Raw genomic sequence first — 17,416 nt, 5'->3', positions numbered from 1 at the left:
CGCTTAGTCTCCTGGTTTTTGTCGTACACGAAATGTTCATTGCGAATTATAGGGATAGCACGATCCGAAAACGCAATAAACCTGATGGCTCGCGAACCTATCATGGTGCCGAAACCAGGAGTATTCACCATGGACGGTACCCCCGCCGCCGAACCCCAGCTGGACCTCGAGTACCAGCTCGCCGACAACCTCACCCGCAGCTCCGGCCGCATCTTTCTGACCGGCACCCAGGCGCTGGTGCGCATCATGCTCACCCAGGCCCGGATGGACCGCGAGCGCGGCCTGAACACGGCCGGCTTCGTCTCTGGCTACCGCGGCTCGCCGCTGGGCGGCGTGGACATGGCCATGTGGAAGGCGCAGAAGGCGCTGGACGCCAACCAGATCACCTTCCTGCCCGCCATCAATGAAGACATGGCGGCCACCGCCGTCATGGGCACGCAGCAGGCCGGCGTGCGCGCCGACCGCAACGTCGATGGCGTCTACGCCATGTGGTACGGCAAGGGTCCGGGCGTGGATCGCGCCGGCGACGCGCTGCATCACGGCAACGCCGCGGGCGCATCGCGCAACGGCGGCGTGCTGGTGGTGGTAGGCGACGACCACACCGCCGTGTCGTCCTCGATTCCCCATTCCAGCGAGGCCTCGCTGATCGGCTGGCAGATGCCCATCGTGCATCCCGCCTCCATCGACGAATACGAAACCTTCGCGCTGTGGGGCTGGGCCCTGTCGCGCTACTCGGGCACCTGGGTCGCCTTCAAGGCCGTGTCCGAAACTATCGAATGTGGGCATTCCTTCGTCCCCGCCCCCGCGCAGCGTTACGACATGCCGGCGGACCCGGACATGCCGCCCGAATCGCTCGAATACTCCGCGCGCGACTTCCTCTCGCTGGCGATCGAAACGCGCATGAACCTGCGCATGCAGGCCGTGGCCGCGTTCGCGCGCCGCCACAGCATCGACCGCCTGGCCTGTCCGGCGCCCAAGGCCACCGTGGGCATCGTCACGGTCGGCAAGGCGCATCTGGACACCATGGAAGCGCTGTCGCGCCTGGGCGTGGACACCGTCACCGCCAACGCGCCGGTGCGCATCTACAAGCCCGGCCTGACCTGGCCGCTGGACGCCGAACGCCTGCTGGAATTCGCGCGCGGCCTGTCGCACATCCTCGTGATCGAGGAAAAGGGAGCAGTGGTCGAAAGCCAGATCAAGGACCTGCTGTTCAACATGCCCGAGCGCCCCTCGGTCATCGGCAAGAAAGGCTTCGACGGCGAAACGCTGGTGCCCTCGGCCGGCCAATTGCGCCCCTCCCTGCTGGCGCAGCCGCTGGCCAGCTGGCTCAGCCGCGCCGCCGGCCTGCCGCTGGCGGCGGACCTGTCCGCGTTCGCGTGCCAGGCGCCGTTGTCCAACGACGCCGACGGCATGCGCCGCCGCCCCTACTTCTGTTCGGGCTGCCCGCACAGCTCGTCGACCAAGGTGCCGGAAGGCAGCCAGGCGCTGTCGGGCGTGGGCTGCCACTACATGGCCGCCTGGATGGACCGCGACACCGGCGGCTTGACGCAGATGGGCGGCGAAGGCGTCGACTGGATCGGCCTGTCGCGCTACACCAAGATGCCGCACATCTTCCAGAACATGGGAGAAGGCACTTATTACCACTCCGGCTATCTCGCCATCCGCCAGGCGGTCGCGGCCAAGGCCAACATCACCTACAAGATCCTGTTCAACGACGCCACGGCCATGACGGGCGGACAGCCCATCGACGGTCCGATCTCGGTGCCCAGCATCTGCCAGCAACTGCGCGGCGAGAACGTGACCCGCATCGTCGTCACCACGGATGAGCCCGAGAAGTACCAGGGCGTGGACTTGGGCGCCGGCATCAAGGTGCACCACCGCCGCGAACTGGACGCGCTGCAGCGCGAGCTGCGCGAGATCCCCGGCGTGACCGTGCTGATCCATGATCAGACCTGCGCCGCCGAGAAGCGCCGGCGCCGCAAGAAGAACCAGTTCCCTGACCCGGCACGCCGCATGCTGATCAACAGCGCCGTGTGCGAAGGCTGCGGCGACTGCGGCGTGCAATCGAACTGCCTGTCGGTGGTGCCGCTGGAAACGCCCTATGGCCGCAAGCGCGCCATCGACCAATCCAGCTGCAACAAGGACTATTCCTGCGTCGAAGGCTTCTGCCCCAGCTTCGTGTCCGTCATGGGCGGCAAGCCCAAGAAGAGCGCGGCGCCCAAGGCCGACCAGGAACGCCTGCAGAAGCTGATCGCGCAATTGCCCCTGCCGGCCATGCCCGCGCTGGACCATCCCTATCGCCTGCTGGTCGCCGGCATGGGCGGCACTGGCGTCATCACCATCGGCGCCATCGTGTCGATGGCCGCGCACCTGGAAGGCCTGTCCGCCGCCGTGCTCGACCTGACCGGCCTGGCGCAGAAAGGCGGCACGGTGGTCAGCCACATCCGCCTGGCGCCTCCCGGCGCGCCTGCCGGCCCCGTGCGCCTGGACTGGCAGCAGGCCGACGCCGCGATCCTGTGCGACCCGGTGGCCTCCGTGGCGCCCGACTCGCTGGGCGCGCTGCGCCGCGGCCACACCCAGGTCACGGTCAACAGCTACGTGGCGCCGGTCTCCGACTTCACCCGCAATCCGGATGCCGCCATGCGGCCCGAAGCGCTGCTGGCCAAGATCCGCCACGCGGCGGGCGACGCCAACACCGCCGCGATCGACGCGCATGAAGCGGCGCTGGCCCTGTTCGGCGACAGCATCCTGTCCAATATGTTCATGCTGGGCTATGCCTGGCAGCGCGGCGGCGTGCCACTGTCGCAAGCGGCCATCAACCGCGCCATCGAACTTAATGGCGTGGCGGTGGCCGCCAACCGGGCCGCGTTCGACAGCGGCCGCCTCGCGGCGCATCAGCCCGACGCGCTGGAAGGCGCGCTGCGGCCGCGCGCCCAGGTGGTGCAGCTGCACGTCCCGGAATCGTTCGAACGCGCCGTCACGCGCCGCATCGACGACCTCACCGCCTACCAGGATGCCGGCTATGCCCGCCAATTCCAGGACGTGGTCGAGGCCGTCGCGGCGCGCGAGCGCGCACTGGCGCCCGACGCCAAGACTCCGCGCCTGGCGCTGGCGGTTGCGCGCGGCCTCTTCAAGCTCATGGCCTACAAGGACGAGTACGAAGTGGCGCGGCTCTATACCGGCGAGTCGTTCCAGGCGCAGCTGAAGGGCCAGTTCGAAGGCGATTACAGCCTGCGCTTTCACATGGCGCCGCCCCTCTTCGCCCGCAAGGATCCGCGCACCGGCGTGCCGCGCAAGATGACGCTGGGCCCGCGCACCATGACCGCACTGAAAATGCTGGCGCGCCTGAAGGGCTTGCGCGGCACCTGGTTCGATCCTTTCGGCCATACCGCCGAACGCAAGATGGAACGGTCGCTGGTGCGCGAGTACCGCCAGACCATAGACCAGTTGCTCGCAGGGTTGACCCGCGACAAGCTGCAGCAAGCGGCTACAATCGCCGGCCTTGCAGAAACCATCCGCGGCTTCGGCCACGTGAAGGCTGCAAACGTCGAGAAGTATCGGACGGAGTTAGGCCGCTTGATGCAAACCTATACGGCGCCTGCCCCGCAAGATATGCCCCTGCGGAAAACCGCATAAACATTCGCTCTGAGCGGCACCTTCCTGGGCGCGCCTTGCTGGGCGCGCCTAGTGCATTTGGTAACAATCTTTTGTGAACTTCGTCTTATCTTCTTCTTGTCCCTGTCGTACTCGATCACTAGAATTAGTGTCCAACGAGGGGTGCTACACTACATGTTGTGGTCGCCTAAGCGCTGATACCCGTCGGCCACGCCTTTTGGACTAGCCCGTCCTAACGTTGCGACCCCCTCAAAAGATCCGATTTCGTACCTGACATGACGTCGTCATGTCGCTATCTACGCGCTTTTCGCACAGGAGCTTCCATGCAGACTACGATCGCCTCTGTGACCCGGCCTACGGCCGTGCCGCCCTCGCAAACCGATTCCCCTGCCGACGCCAATGGCGGGCAATGGGCCAGCTACAACATCATTCGCCGCAATGGCTCGGTGGTCGGGTTCGAACCCAACAAGATCGCCATCGCCATGACCAAGGCCTTCCTGGCCGTCAATGGCGGCCAGGGCGCGGCCTCGGCGCGCGTGCGTGAACTGGTCGAGAACCTGACCAGCCAGGCCGTCAACGCCCTGGTGCGCAACCGCCCCAATGGCGGCACCTTCCATATTGAAGACATCCAGGACCAGGTCGAACTGGCCCTGATGCGCTCGGGCGAACACGACGTTGCCCGCGCCTACGTGCTGTACCGCGAAAAGCGCACGCAGGAACGCGCCGCCGCTGCCGCCGCCGAAGGCCAGGAAAAGGCCGCCGCCCCGCAGGAGCACGTGCTGAACGTGACCGATGCCGGCGTGCGCCGCCCGCTGGACCTGGCTGAATTGCGCGCCACCATCGAAGCCGCCGGCGAAGGCCTGGCCGAATTCATCGATACGGAAGCGATCCTGAAGGAAACGGTCAAGAACCTGTACGACGGCATCCCCGTCGACGAGGTGTTCAAGTCCGCCATCCTGTCCGCGCGCGCGCTGGTCGAAAAGGACCCGGCCTACAGCCAGGTCACCGCCCGTCTGCTGCTGCACACGATCCGCAAGGAAGTGCTGGGCGAGGAAGTCTCGCAGGGCGGCATGGCCGCCCGCTACGCCGAATACTTCCCCACCTTCATCGCTCGCGGCATCGAAGGCGGCCTGCTGTCGCCCGACCTGGCCAGCTATGACCTGACCAAGCTGGGCCACGCCCTGAACGCCAAGCGCGACCTGCAGTTCGGCTACCTCGGCCTGCAGACCCTGTACGACCGCTACTTCCTGCACATCCGCGGCACCCGCATCGAACTGCCGCAGGTGTTCTTCATGCGCGTGGCCATGGGTCTGGCGCTGCGCGAAGCCGACCGCGAAACCCGCGCCATCGAGTTCTACGAGATCCTGTCCTCGTTCGACTTCATGAGCTCGACCCCGACGCTGTTCAACTCGGGCACCCTGCACTCGCAGTTGTCATCGTGCTACCTCACCACCGTCTCCGACGACCTGGAAGGCATCTACGACGCCATCAAGGAAAACGCGCTGCTGGCCAAGTACGCCGGCGGCCTGGGCAACGACTGGACCCCGGTGCGCGCGCTGCGCAGCCACATCAAGGGCACCAACGGCGAAAGCCAGGGCGTGGTTCCGTTCCTGAAGGTCGTCAACGACACCGCCGTGGCGGTCAACCAGGGTGGCAAGCGCAAGGGCGCTGTCTGCACGTACCTGGAATCGTGGCACCTGGACATCGAAGAATTCCTGGAACTGCGCAAGAACACCGGCGACGAACGCCGCCGCACGCACGACATGAACACGGCGAACTGGATTCCCGACCTGTTCATGAAGCGCGTCATGGAAGGCGGCGAATGGACGCTGTTCTCGCCGTCCGACTGCCCCGACCTGCACGACAAGTACGGCCGCGCCTTCGAAGAAGCCTACGTGGGCTACGAAGCGCGCGTCGCCAGCGGCGAGCTCAAGCTCTTCAAGAAGATGCCGGCGCTGAACCTGTGGCGCAAGATGCTGTCGATGCTGTTCGAAACCGGACACCCCTGGATCACGTTCAAGGATCCTTGCAACATCCGTTCGCCGCAGCAGCACGTCGGCGTGGTCCACAGCTCGAACCTCTGCACCGAGATCACGCTGAACACCAACGAATCCGAAATCGCAGTGTGCAACCTGGGTTCCGTGAACCTGGTCGCGCACATGAAGCCGGCTGCCGGCGGCGGTTTCGAACTCGACCACGACAAGATCAAGCGCACCGTCAGCATCGCCATGCGCATGCTCGACAACGTGATCGACATCAACTACTACGCCGTCGACAAGGCCCGCAATTCCAACGCGCGCCATCGTCCGGTGGGCATGGGCATCATGGGCTTCCAGGATTGCCTGCAGATGATGCGCGTGCCTTACGCATCGCAGTCCGCTGTCGAATTCGCCGACCGTTCGATGGAAGCCGTGTGCTATCACGCGTACTGGGCCTCGAGCCTGCTCGCTGAAGAGCGCGGCCGTTATCAATCGTATGAAGGCTCGCTGTGGTCGCGTGGCATCTTGCCGCAAGACACGTTGAAGATGCTGCGCGATGAACGCGGCGGTCATGTTGAAGTCGATGAGTCGAGCACGCTCGATTGGGATACGTTGCGCGCGCGCATCAAACAACATGGCATGCGCAACTCCAATTGCATCGCAATCGCCCCAACCGCAACTATTTCCAATATCATTGGTGTATCTGCGTGCATCGAACCCACTTTCCAGAACTTGTACGTCAAATCGAATCTCTCCGGCGAGTTCACGGTCGTTAACGATTACCTCGTGCGTGACCTGAAGAAACTCGGTCTCTGGGACGAAGTCATGGTCGCCGACCTCAAGTACTTCGACGGCAGCCTGTCCCGCATCGATCGCGTACCTTCCGAACTCCGCGACCTCTACGCCACTGCGTTCGAAGTCGAACCGAGCTGGCTGGTTGAATGCGCGTCGCGTCGCCAGAAGTGGATCGATCAAGCACAGTCGCTGAACATCTACATGGCCGGCGCATCGGGCAAGAAGCTGGACGACACCTACAAGCTGGCCTGGAAGCGCGGCCTGAAGACGACCTACTACCTGCGTACCCTGGGCGCCACCAGCGCCGAGAAGTCCACGGGACGCGGCGGCGAATTGAACGCCGTTTCCGCAGGTGGCCAGTCCACGTCTGCCGCTATCGCTGCTGCACCTGTTTTGCCGGAACCCGAAGTTCTCGGGGCGGTTTGCACCATGCGGCCGGGCGACCCCGGCTTCGAAGAGTGCGAAGCCTGCCAATAACCGCCTCCGGAGAATGAATCATGATTAATTGGGAAGACGACACCATCGCAACGCAACCTGCTCAATCGCCCGCCCCCGCGGCGGGCGGGCAGGCTGCGCCCGAAGTCCGGGCCGCGACCGGTGTTTTCGGCGACACCGCCATGCCCACGCCCGCCGCGCCTGAACACGCGGCCGGCCTGGCTACCAGCGGCGCCGCCACCTCGCAACGCGTGAAGGTTGCCGACAAGCGCATCATCAACGGCCAGACCGACGTCAACCAGCTCGTACCCTTCAAGTACAAGTGGGCGTGGGAGAAGTACCTGGCCACTTGCGCCAACCACTGGATGCCGCAAGAGATCAACATGTCGCGCGACATCGCCCTCTGGAAGAACCCGAACGGGCTCACCGAGGACGAGCGCCGCATCGTCAAGCGCAACCTGGGTTTCTTCGTCACCGCCGACTCGCTGGCCGCGAACAACATCGTGCTGGGCACCTACCGCCACATCACGGCGCCCGAGTGCCGCCAGTTCCTGCTGCGCCAGGCGTTTGAAGAAGCGATCCACACGCACGCCTATCAATACATCGTCGAAAGCCTGGACCTGGACGAAGCGGAGATCTTCAACGCTTACAACGAAGTGCCGTCCATCCGCGCCAAGGACGAGTTCCTGATCCCGTTCATCGACGCGATCGCGGACCCCAACTTCAAGACGGGCACTCCCGAAGCCGACCAGACGCTGCTGAAATCGCTGATCGTCTTCGCTTGCCTGATGGAAGGCCTGTTCTTCTACGTTGGCTTTACGCAGATCCTGGCGCTGGGCCGCCAGAACAAGATGACCGGCGCCGCCGAGCAGTACATGTACATCCTGCGCGATGAATCCATGCACTGCAATTTCGGCATCGACCTGATCAACACCGTCAAACTGGAAAATCCGCATCTGTGGACGCCGGAATTCCGCGAAGAAATTCGAGAACTCTTCCGCAAAGCGGTCGAACTCGAATACGCTTACGCCGAAGACACGATGCCGCGCGGCGTATTGGGCTTGAACGCACCTATGTTCAAATCCTACCTGCGCTTCATCGCCAACCGTCGTTGCCAGCAAATCGGTATCGAACCGCTGTACCCCCAGGAAGAAAATCCCTTCCCGTGGATGGCGGAAATGATCGATCTTAAGAAGGAACGCAACTTTTTTGAAACTCGCGTGATCGAATACCAAACCGGTGGCACGCTGAGCTGGGAGTAAAAGCAGTACGTCATCAGGCCCGGCGCGGGCACGCTCCAGATGCAAGGAGCGTCGCGTTCGCGACAGGTTTGATGACGCTCTCCCCGGTCAGGGTGTTTTGTCGCCGGGCCGCCTCAAGGCAAAATGCACCCCCTCGGGGGGCAGCGAGCCGAAGGCGCGGCGTGGTGGCAATTCGAACACACGTAGAACAAGCGGTCGGCGGCCTGTGATCAGGTCGCCTGCCGGCACCATTTGAAATGGCTCGCGCCATAGGAGCGGGGGCCATATCAAATGGCTGTGCCGAATTCATTAGCGCAAACCGTAGTAGCTGTTGCTCGCACAGAACAGCGGCTTGCGCCGATGAATAGCCCGGGCACGATGCGCCGTTGGCGGATCGGGGCACGGGTTTAAGTTCTGGGACCCCTGAACCTAAGGAGCATGACCATGGCAACAGCCAAGAAAGCCGTAAAGAAAGCGGTGAAGAAGCCCGCCGCCAAGAAGGCAGTAGCGAAAAAGGCCGCACCGGCCAAGAAAGCTGCCGTCAAGAAGGTAGCCGTCAAGAAAGTCGCTGCCAAGAAGCCGGCAGTGAAGAAGGTTGCCGCCAAGAAGCCGGCAGTCAAGAAGGTTGCCGCCAAGAAAGCGGTTGCCAAGAAGGCCGTAGCCAAAAAGGCCGTCGCCAAGAAAGCGGTAGCCAAGAAGGTCGTCGCCAAGAAGGCCGTGGCCAAGAAGGCTGTCGCCAAGAAAGCGGTTGCCAAGAAGGCCGTCGCCAAGAAAGCCGTAGCCAAGAAAGTCGTCGCCAAAAAGGCCGTCGCCAAGAAAGCGGTAGCCAAGAAGGCCGTCGCCAAGAAGGCTCCTGCTGCCAAGAAGGCGGTTGCCAAGAAGGCCGTAGCCAAGAAGGCGCCTGCCGCCAAGAAGGCCGCTGCCAAAAAGGCCCCTGCTGCCAAGAAGGCTCCCGCTGCTGCCAAGCCTGCCGCAGCCAAGAAGCCTGCCGCCGCCAAGAAGCCCGCTGCGAAGAAAGCCGCTCCGAAGAAGCCCGTAACGCCGCCGTCCACGGCTGCCGCCCCGGGCGCGAAGACCGCGCTGAACCCCGCCGCGTCGTGGCCGTTCCCGACGGGTGGCCGTCCCTAATCCGGACGGTTCGAAGCTCTAGCTTCGCAGAGCCGCCTGGCCTAGGCCCGGCGGCTTTTTCATGTCCGCCCGGTCCGCAATCGACCAGCCTCTCCCAAGGATTGCGAGCAGGCGCTGCCTGCAGGCGATTTTTCGCTTGGGCGTGCGACAATTGACTCCTCTTTTTCAGGGTGACCGTGTCCATGCTCGATGAAATCTTGCGCTTCCTTCTCGAAATCGTGTTCACGCTGTTCGGCGCCGCGCTGATTGCCCGCGCCTGGATGCACGCGATACGGCTGCACCCCTTCAATCCTTTGTCGCGCTTCATCTACCAGGCCACCAACTGGCTGGTGCTGCCCCTGCGCAAGATCATTCCCGCCGGCAACAAGATCGACTGGACCAGCCTGGTCGCCGTGTGGCTGTCCGCGCTGATCTATCTGGTGCTGGTCTGGCTGGTGGCGATTGGCGCGCTGATTCCACTGGAGTACCTGCCCAAGGCCATGGGCTCGGCCCTGATCATGGCCATCAAGTGGGCGCTGAACCTGGTGGTGTGGCTGACGCTGATCCAGGCCGTGCTGTCGTGGGTCAACCCGATGGCGCCCATGATGCCGATGCTGCAGGCGCTGACCGCGCCCATGCTGGACCCCATCCGCCGCCTGCTGCCGCGCACCGCGATCGACTTTTCGCCGCTGGTGCTGCTAATCGTCGCGCAGGTGCTGCTGATGGTGCTGTCCAACATCAGCCAGCGCATGATGGGCCTGTAAGCGGCGGCGGGGCAGCGCCCCGCTGCGCAGAAGCCTTACGCCGGAATGCCGGCGTAGATCTCGACCAGCTTCTTGCGGTCGATCTTGTGGTTGTTCGACATGGGCAGCGCCGGACAGGCCACCAGCTCGGACGGCACCATGTAAGGCGGCAGGCGCTGCGCCAGCCGCTCCTTCCAGCCTTCCAGCGCGTCCGGCGCCAGCATGCAGGGCACCTGCCCTGCCTCCACTCCCGCCACGAATCCGATCAAGCGCACCGCCGTGCCGTCGGGCCTGCGCAGCACCGCGCAAGCGCCGCCCTCCACGCCCGGCAGGCCATGCAGCGCCTCGTCGATCTCGGCCAGCTCGATGCGATAGCCGTTCAGCTTGATCTGGTCGTCCATGCGGCCGCGGCAGAACAGCAGGCCGTCGCCTTCCATCTGGCCAAGGTCGCCCGTGCGGAAGGCGCGGCGGCCGTCTGCGTAGATATAGAGCTTGGCCTCGTTCAGGTCCGGGCGGTTCAGATAGCCGCGCATGACGTGATCGCCCACGATGCAGATCTCGCCTTCGTCCACGATCAGCACGCTGTCGGGCTTGGCATGACCCACCGGCAGCGGATCGTGCGCGGCCAGGACCGCATCGGTGACCTCGATCCAGGTGGTCGCCACGGTGGCTTCCGTGGGGCCGTAGGTATTCAGAATGACGGCGTGCGGGAAGCGCTGGCGCAGTTTCTTGGCCAGCGCCGACGGTAGCGGCTCGCCGCAAAACAGGAAGGTGCGCAACGTGGGCAAGGCGGCTGGCGAGAAATCGCGGTTGGCCAGTTGCTGATGCGCAAATGACGGCGTGGACACCCAGGCCGTCACGCCGTGCTGTGCCAGGCGGGCCATCCAGGCGGCCGGCGCGGCGATCTGCTCGCGTGCGCTCAGCACACAGCAACCGCCCGCGGCCAGGGTGGCGAATACTTCGTACATGGACAGATCGAAGCTGAACGGCGCCTGGTTCATGAACACGGGCGCCTCGCCCAGGCCAAAGCTGCCCAGCATCCAGTCGCCCAGCAGGCCGACGCTTTCGCGGCCGATCTGCACACCCTTCGGATCGCCCGTGCTGCCGGACGTGAACATGACGTAGGCCAGGCCGCGCTCGGCCAGCACCGCGCCCTCGCCGCGCGTGAAGCTTCCGCTGGCGGCATCGAACACAGCGGCGGCGCGCACGATCTCGACGATGCGGCGCAGGCGCTCTTGCGGATAGATGGTGTCCACCGGCACGAACGGCGCCCCGATGAGCAGGGCGCCAACCATGGCGACGAAAAACGAGGCTTCCTTGTGCCCATAGATGGCCACCGGCACGTCCGGCGCCGCCCCATGCCTGCGCGCCTCTTCGGCCCAGGCGCCGGCCTCGTCGCGCAATTGCGCCCAGCTCAGGCTGCGGTCGGCGGCAACGACAGCCGGCGCATCGGGCGCGCGCTCGCAATCAGTGAACTGGAAAGACTTCAGATCGAAACGCATGCCGAAACTCCCGGCGTCAGATGGGACTGCGGCCGCTGAACACGTAAAGCGCCAGCGCAGCCAGAATCAGAGTGAGCACGCGCCCAAGAAAGCGCATGACGGGTTGCGCCAGCGCGGCCTGCAGGGCGGGACGGGTGCGGGCGGCGTTGATCAGCAAGTTGTGGCCCACCGAATACGCGCCGAACATCAGGCCGCTGACGATGTAGTGCAACGACAGCCCGTTCCAGACGCCCATGGCCAGCAAGGTCGCGAAGATGCCGATGTTCTGCGCCGCCATGCGATGGCGGCCGAAGAACTTGGTCTTGCTCAGCGCCTTGTAGATGGGCATGAACACCACGTCGCGCAGCCACTCCGACAGGCTGATGTGCCAGCGGCGCCAGAAATCCTGCGGGTTGAGCGTGGCCAGGGGATTGCGGAAGTTGATCGGCAAGGTGAAGCCGAACAGCATGCCGATACCGATCGCCATGGTGGAATAGCCGGCGAAATCGAAGAACAGGTAGGCGCTGTAGAGCGAGGCGTTGAGCGCCACGCCGGTGAACGAGTAGTCGTGCGCGTCCAGCGTCGCCAGGCCGTAGCGCCAGATCAGTTCGGCCACGCCGAACTTCTGGATCACGCCCAGCATGATGAGCTCCAGGCCGCTGAGCCAGGTGTTCAGGTTCACACCTTCGTAGCCGCGCTTCAGGTCCGCCTGGAAATTGCGCCAGCGGTACATGGGACCGGCCAACAGCGTCAGCGGGAAGAACAGGTAGATGAAGTAGTCCAGCGGCGACACGCGCTCGTTGCGCTGCGCGAACAGCAGCACGTCGATGGCGCGGAACGTGGCGAAGGACAGCCCCAGCATGGCGCCCAGGTGCGAGATGCCCGTCTTCACCAGCAGCAGCGGCGTCATGGTGATGATCACGGCCAGCCAGGTGGGGATGTAGTTGCGCCGCACGGCCCACAACGCGCTGCCGGAAATGGCCAGCAAGGCGATGGGTTGATACGGGCGCGCCCAGAATACCGCCATCCACACGCCCAGGCAGATCACGCCGATGATGTGGCGGTAGCCGATCCGGAACGGCATGCCGAAGGAACGGTAGGCCAGCAGGCCCAGGCCGCCGCACAGGGCGCCGCCGAAAAAACTCAAGCTTGCGAACAATTCCATGGCGGGCTCAGAACTGTTGGTACTGGAATTCGACCTTTATCGGCCCGCCACTGCCCGTGGTGGGCTGCGCCTGCAGCACGAACACCAGGATCACGCCGATATACAGGCACAGGTGCCAGAAGAAGCGGCGTCCCCAGGCGGCAGCGGCCTTGCGGGAATCCTGCGCTTCGTCGGCATGGCCGGCCTCAGGCGCGGCCGCGGGAAGAATCTTGCTCATCGGGAAAAGTACTCCGCAATGCCTTGATCGGCCATGGCCCAGCCGAGTTCGGCCAGGTGCATGTCGTCGCGCAGCATGCCCGGCTCGAACGGGATGCTGTAGAGATCCAGGCAGCCCATCTGATAGCGCTCGCACATGCCCGTGATGGCGGCCACCACCGGGTCGAAGCGTTCCACGTCCAGAATGAGCTTGGGATTGAAGGGCTGGATGACGAAATAGGCATGGACCTTGCGCTTCTGCAGCAGGGCCATCACGCGCGACAGATCGCCGAGTTCAGCGCGCGTGATCGGATCGACGTCGGCGAACTCGTTGCGGGCCGGCGAATACAGCGCCGCCAGGTACTGTTTGTAGTAATCGTCGCGCACGTCGTAGGGATTGTGGCCGCCGAGGTCCAGCTCGACCGCGCGCGCCTGATGCGTCAGACGGCCCCACTGGCCCTGATCTAGGCGCGCGGCCGCCGGCCACGATACGTAGCGATGCGCGGGCACGGACAGCTTGCTGCGCGGACGATCGGGCGCCGGTTCCTTGCGTGCATGCCACCACAGCGCCAGCTTGTCCTTGAGTTCCGCGACCTGGCCATTGGCGATGAGCCACAGCAGCCCCCAGTTGGCGTTGTCGCTGATCCAGGTCTGCATCTGCTCGCGCGTGCTGGGCTGATCCCACAGCCGATCCCAGACCGGGCCGGTGACGTGCTCGGCAAACGCGCTGCGCGGCAACTGCCCGCCCGAGGCGAACCAGGCCGGCGACAGCATGACCACCAGCCGCGTATTGGGCGTGAGCGAATCCGCCACCGACTCCAGCACGCTGACGATGCCATACGACTGGAACATGGCATGGCCATAGGCCAGCGTCGGCACCTTCAGCTCTTCGGGGAAGAAGCGGTAAGGCACGAAGCGCAGGTCATGGCTGGACAGCTCGGACGAGCCGAGCACGACCAGCGTGCCGTCGCTCAGGGCGTTGCCCAGGCGGTTCAGGTTGACGTGCTGCGTGCCCCAGTCCGGACCCAGGTTGGGCAGGTAGTTGCTCTTGGCGGCCGCGGAGGCCGAAGGCGCCGACATGGGATTGACGACGCGGCTGAGCAGATCGTCCGCGCCGCAATACGTTGCCACCGCCAGGGCCACCGCCGTCGCGGCAGCCGCGACGTGAGACAACAGCCGGGTATTACGAAGTGTGGGCAGCGACATAGCCGGCAAGCGTGCGGACCGACTGTAGGTGCTCCGCGATCTCGGGAGCCGGGATGCTGCAGCCGTACTCCGACTCGACCGCCAGCGTGATGTCCACGGCGGCGAGCGAATCGACCAGGCCGGTGGCAATCAACTGCGTATCGGGGGTGACTTTCTTCATGACGATCGACTCGACGATCTCGCCGATCTTGGTGTGGAGTTCTTGCTCGGTATGCATAGATAGTGCGGCGTTACAGGCCTGATTGGCCAAACATCCCCCGCCCCGGGATTCAGGACGACGAGATTACAAAGAAACGGCTGAAACCGGGCTGAACGTCCAGCCACCCACGAACGACGTCTTGGACGCACTCAGTTACATGATTTTCGCAATGCGACGTCGATCGCAGGCGCAATCATGGCACCACGTTCGTCAAATCGCCATGAGGCTTTTGGAGGAAATGGCGAGAAAACGCTGGCAAACGTAACGTTCGCGGGTAAATCCCCGGGCGCCGCGTTGCGGCCTAGCGACAGATTCTTACGCTTGCGCGGCTTGCCTGCCCCGCCCCCGTTATTGGCCTGCGCCGCCGCCAATAAAAAAGCCCCCTGACGGGGGCTTTGCAAGCCGCGCCGCGAGCGGCGCTGGACTGGTGCTTACATCGGCGTGACACGGGTCGGACCCGAGCCGCTGATCACCTGCACGCGTTGGCCCACGCTGATGGGCACGTCCGCTTCCTGCGCAACGACGCGGGTTTCGCCGTTGTCCAGGCGCACGGTGATTTCGTAGCCCGAATTCTTGCCGGTCTGGTTCTCGATGGCATTGCCCGCCAACGCGCCCAGGATGACGCCGCCCACGGTGGCAATGGTGCGGCCAGTGCCGCCACCAATGGCGTTACCCGCCACGCCACCCAGCGCGCCGCCGGCAACCATGCCGACGCCGCTGGACTTGTCGTTCTGGATCACGATGGGGCGCACGCCGGTGACCGTGCCGGTACGGACGATCTGCTCGCGCTGCGCCTGGTCATAGCTGTAGACGCCGCTGGACGCGCTGCGGTTGGCGCAGCCGCCCAGGACCGCCATCGAGGTCACGACGGCGGCGATCGCCAGCCAGCGCCCCGCGCGCGGCGTCACCAAGGAAAAAGTTTTGCTTTGATTCATTTGGACTCCTCGATCGGCCATTGCCGACGATGTACTCATCATACCCTGGCCCGGAACTGGGGCCAGCGCAGCTGCAACACACTGAAACGCACCGCCAGAAGCTGAAAAAACCGGCCGGGAAAGGCGCCGGAACACGGCGCCCTTACCCCTCTCCAACGGTTCGACCACGGCGCAACCGCCGGGTTCCCGAGGAGTTCAGACAGGCAGATGGATGCCGTAGGTCGCATGCAGCGCGGCGTCGATCTCGGCGCGCGACGGCGCGTGGTTCTGCGGTCCGCGCGAAGCGATCTTGATGGCGCCCATGACGTTGCCCAGGCGGCAGCTGTCTTCCCAGCTCCAGCCGCTGGTCAAGCCGTAAAGCAGGCCGCCGCGCTGCGCGTCGCCGCAGCCGGTCGGATCCACCACCTGGGCCGCGCGCACCGGCGCGATCTGGATGGTCTTGCCCTCGGTCAGCAGCGTGGCGCCTTCCGCGCCGCGCGTCACCACCACCGCCTGCAGCGAGCGGGCGATGTCTTCCATGCTGCGGCCCGTGCGCTGTTCCACCACGCCGGCTTCGTAGTCGTTCACCGTCAACGCCTGCGCCAGCTTGAGCATGCGCTCCAGGTCGGCGCCGTCGAACAGCGGCATGGCCTGGCCCAGGTCGAAGATGAACGGGATGCCGCGCTTATGCAGGCGCTCGGCGTGGGCGAACATGCCTTCCTTGGCATCGGGCGCAACGATGGCCCAGGCCGCGTCGGCGTCGCTCAGGTCGTTTTCCGCCGCGTGCGACATGGCGCCGGGGTGGAAAGCCGTGATCTGGTTGCCGTCCAGGTCGGTCGTGATGAAGCACTGCGCGGTGAACGTGTCCGGAATCACCTTGACTCGGCTGACGTCGATACCCAGGCCGGCCATGCGCTCCATGTACTCGCCCGCGTCTTCGCCCACGGTCGCCACGGGCACGGGTTTGCCGCCCAACAGATTCATGCTGTAGGCGATGTTGCCCGAGCAGCCGCCGTATTCCTTGCGCATGCTGGGCACCAGGAACGACACGCTCAGCGATTGGATGCGGTCGGCAAGAATGTGCTCCTTGAAACGCCCTTCAAACACCGCGATGGTGTCGAACGCCATCGAACCGCAAACCAGGACTGGGGTTGCCATGCTAGTCATTCCTTAAGGAAAGAATTTATCGAGTTGGAAGCCATTGACCTGAACGCCAGTCACTTCAATGGGCACGGAGATCTTCAGTTTGGACTCGGACGCGAAAGGACCGCGCAGCTGCTCAGGCGTCAGATAGTCCTCGGGCTTGAGCACGCGGCGCACCACCACCGTGTCGGACAGATCGTTCAAGTTCAGCACCAGCGCCGGCCAGTGCTGCGGTTTGCTGTGGCGGTTGATCAGATCCACCGTCAGCACCAGGCGGCTGCGGCCGTCGTCGATCGCCGCGGCGCCGGTCGGCGGCTGCAGCGACGACGAGAGAATGTGGATGAGTTCCAGGCGGCGCGCATACCCCACGGTGCAGCCCAGCGGCTGGCACGCGGTCTCCAGCACCGGCCGCAGGACGGGCACGGAGTTGGCGATATCGGTGCGATACGCGTACACCAGTTGCAGGCCCAGCGCGATCAGGCCGATCAGGCAGGCATAGCCCCACAGCTTGCGCAGCAGGCCGTGGCGCTCCTCGCGGTCCTGATCGAGGAATTCGGGCGGCGCGCGGCCCACGTCGGTCGCGCTGGAATAGCGCGTGCGCGTGTCGCCCAGCACAGGTTCGCCGGATTCGTCGCGCTCCGGGTCGCGATGGTCGCTGTAGTCGTCGCTGTAGTCGTCGCGGTCGTCGTCCCGGTGCTCGTCGGCGTACTCGTTGTCGTATTCGTCGTCGCGCTCTTCGTCGCGCACGTCGGAGCGAGCGCGGCCGATGGAGAAGGACGGCTCCGCATGCGCGCCGCGCGAGGCGGCATCGGGGCGATAGGCCGGCTGGGCCGTCGCGGGGACGGTCCAGCGCGGCTGATTCTCGTCCGGGACGATAGCGTCATCAGCCCAGTCATAGGCCTGATCATCAACCAGATCATCGTCTTCGTCCTGCTCGCGCTCCTGCGCGCCGCGGGCCGGCTCCGCGCGTCGGCGGATGTCGTCGCGGCCGCGCAGCACGGCGGGCGGAACCTCGGGCGCACGGTAAGGCGACGCCACGAGCGCGCGCGGCGGTTCCGGCTCGTCGTCCCAGGGCGCGATCTGTGAAAAATCCACCACTGGCGCGGGTTGCGTAGCCGGCGGCGTGGCTTGGAACGGCGGCGCGGTAGAGGGCTGTGGCGCAAAGGGAGCTGCCGGCGCAACCGCACCCTGCGGCGCA

The 17,416-nt window shown here is 64.9% G+C and carries 13 protein-coding genes; 5 read left to right on the top strand and 8 right to left on the bottom strand.

Features of this window, described 5'->3' with window-relative positions:
* Positions 1–129: 129 nt before the first annotated feature.
* The 5 genes from WBB14_RS19560 to WBB14_RS19540 all read left to right on the top strand — a co-directional run bounded on the left by WBB14_RS19560 (position 130) and on the right by WBB14_RS19540 (position 9,936).
* Complete coding sequence (locus WBB14_RS19560) at positions 130–3,636, top strand: indolepyruvate ferredoxin oxidoreductase family protein (protein WP_424241301.1); 3,507 nt, start codon at positions 130–132, stop codon at positions 3,634–3,636.
* A 302-nt stretch (positions 3,637–3,938) separates the two neighbouring features.
* Positions 3,939–6,866 (top strand): ribonucleoside-diphosphate reductase subunit alpha, encoded by a 2,928-nt coding sequence (locus tag WBB14_RS19555; RefSeq protein WP_424241300.1) that lies wholly within the window; start codon positions 3,939–3,941, stop codon positions 6,864–6,866.
* Positions 6,867–6,886: 20 nt separating this feature from the next.
* Positions 6,887–8,086, top strand: a complete 1,200-nt coding sequence (locus tag WBB14_RS19550; protein WP_424241299.1) for a ribonucleotide-diphosphate reductase subunit beta — start codon at positions 6,887–6,889, stop codon at positions 8,084–8,086.
* Positions 8,087–8,509: 423 nt separating this feature from the next.
* Positions 8,510–9,193 carry a histone H1-like DNA-binding protein gene (locus WBB14_RS19545; RefSeq protein WP_207471032.1) on the top strand — a complete coding sequence of 228 codons (684 nt, stop codon included), beginning with the start codon at positions 8,510–8,512 and terminating at the stop codon, positions 9,191–9,193.
* 182 nt (positions 9,194–9,375) lie between these two features.
* Entirely contained in the window at positions 9,376–9,936 is a 561-nt protein-coding gene (locus WBB14_RS19540) for a YggT family protein (protein WP_424241298.1), read from the top strand.
* Between the two features lie 35 nt (positions 9,937–9,971).
* Here WBB14_RS19540 and WBB14_RS19535 read toward each other — a convergent pair whose 3' ends face one another.
* From WBB14_RS19535 to WBB14_RS19500, 8 genes are all read right to left on the bottom strand, one after another.
* A complete protein-coding gene (locus tag WBB14_RS19535) occupies positions 9,972–11,417 on the bottom strand; it encodes a D-alanine--poly(phosphoribitol) ligase (RefSeq protein WP_424241297.1) in 1,446 nt (481 codons plus the stop codon).
* 16 nt (positions 11,418–11,433) lie between these two features.
* On the bottom strand, positions 11,434–12,561 hold the full coding sequence (locus WBB14_RS19530) for an MBOAT family O-acyltransferase (protein ID WP_424241296.1): 1,128 nt from the start codon (positions 12,559–12,561) through the stop codon (positions 11,434–11,436).
* 7 nt (positions 12,562–12,568) lie between these two features.
* Positions 12,569–12,778 (bottom strand): hypothetical protein, encoded by a 210-nt coding sequence (locus tag WBB14_RS19525; protein WP_424241318.1) that lies wholly within the window; start codon positions 12,776–12,778, stop codon positions 12,569–12,571.
* On the bottom strand, positions 12,775–13,962 hold the full coding sequence (locus WBB14_RS19520; RefSeq protein ID WP_424241295.1) for a D-alanyl-lipoteichoic acid biosynthesis protein DltD: 1,188 nt from the start codon (positions 13,960–13,962) through the stop codon (positions 12,775–12,777). The genes WBB14_RS19525 and WBB14_RS19520 overlap by 4 nt, the downstream gene beginning before the upstream one ends.
* The gene (locus WBB14_RS19515; RefSeq protein ID WP_006226661.1) at positions 13,940–14,179 is read right to left on the bottom strand and encodes an acyl carrier protein; all 240 of its coding nucleotides are present in this window, start codon (positions 14,177–14,179) and stop codon (positions 13,940–13,942) included. Before WBB14_RS19515 ends, WBB14_RS19520 begins: the two co-directional genes overlap by 23 nt.
* Before the next feature lie 413 nt (positions 14,180–14,592).
* Positions 14,593–15,096 (bottom strand): glycine zipper 2TM domain-containing protein, encoded by a 504-nt coding sequence (locus WBB14_RS19510; RefSeq protein ID WP_013391382.1) that lies wholly within the window; start codon positions 15,094–15,096, stop codon positions 14,593–14,595.
* Positions 15,097–15,291: 195 nt separating this feature from the next.
* Complete coding sequence (locus WBB14_RS19505; RefSeq protein WP_424241294.1) at positions 15,292–16,233, bottom strand: carbohydrate kinase family protein; 942 nt, start codon at positions 16,231–16,233, stop codon at positions 15,292–15,294.
* Between the two features lie 12 nt (positions 16,234–16,245).
* A partial coding sequence (locus WBB14_RS19500) for a DUF3426 domain-containing protein (RefSeq protein WP_424241293.1) occupies positions 16,246–17,416 on the bottom strand: 1,171 nt, incomplete at its 5' end.

This window comes from Achromobacter sp., from assembly GCF_049647645.1.
Lineage (GTDB): Bacteria > Pseudomonadota > Gammaproteobacteria > Burkholderiales > Burkholderiaceae_B > Achromobacter.
This window is presented reverse-complemented; position numbering and strand designations above follow the sequence as displayed.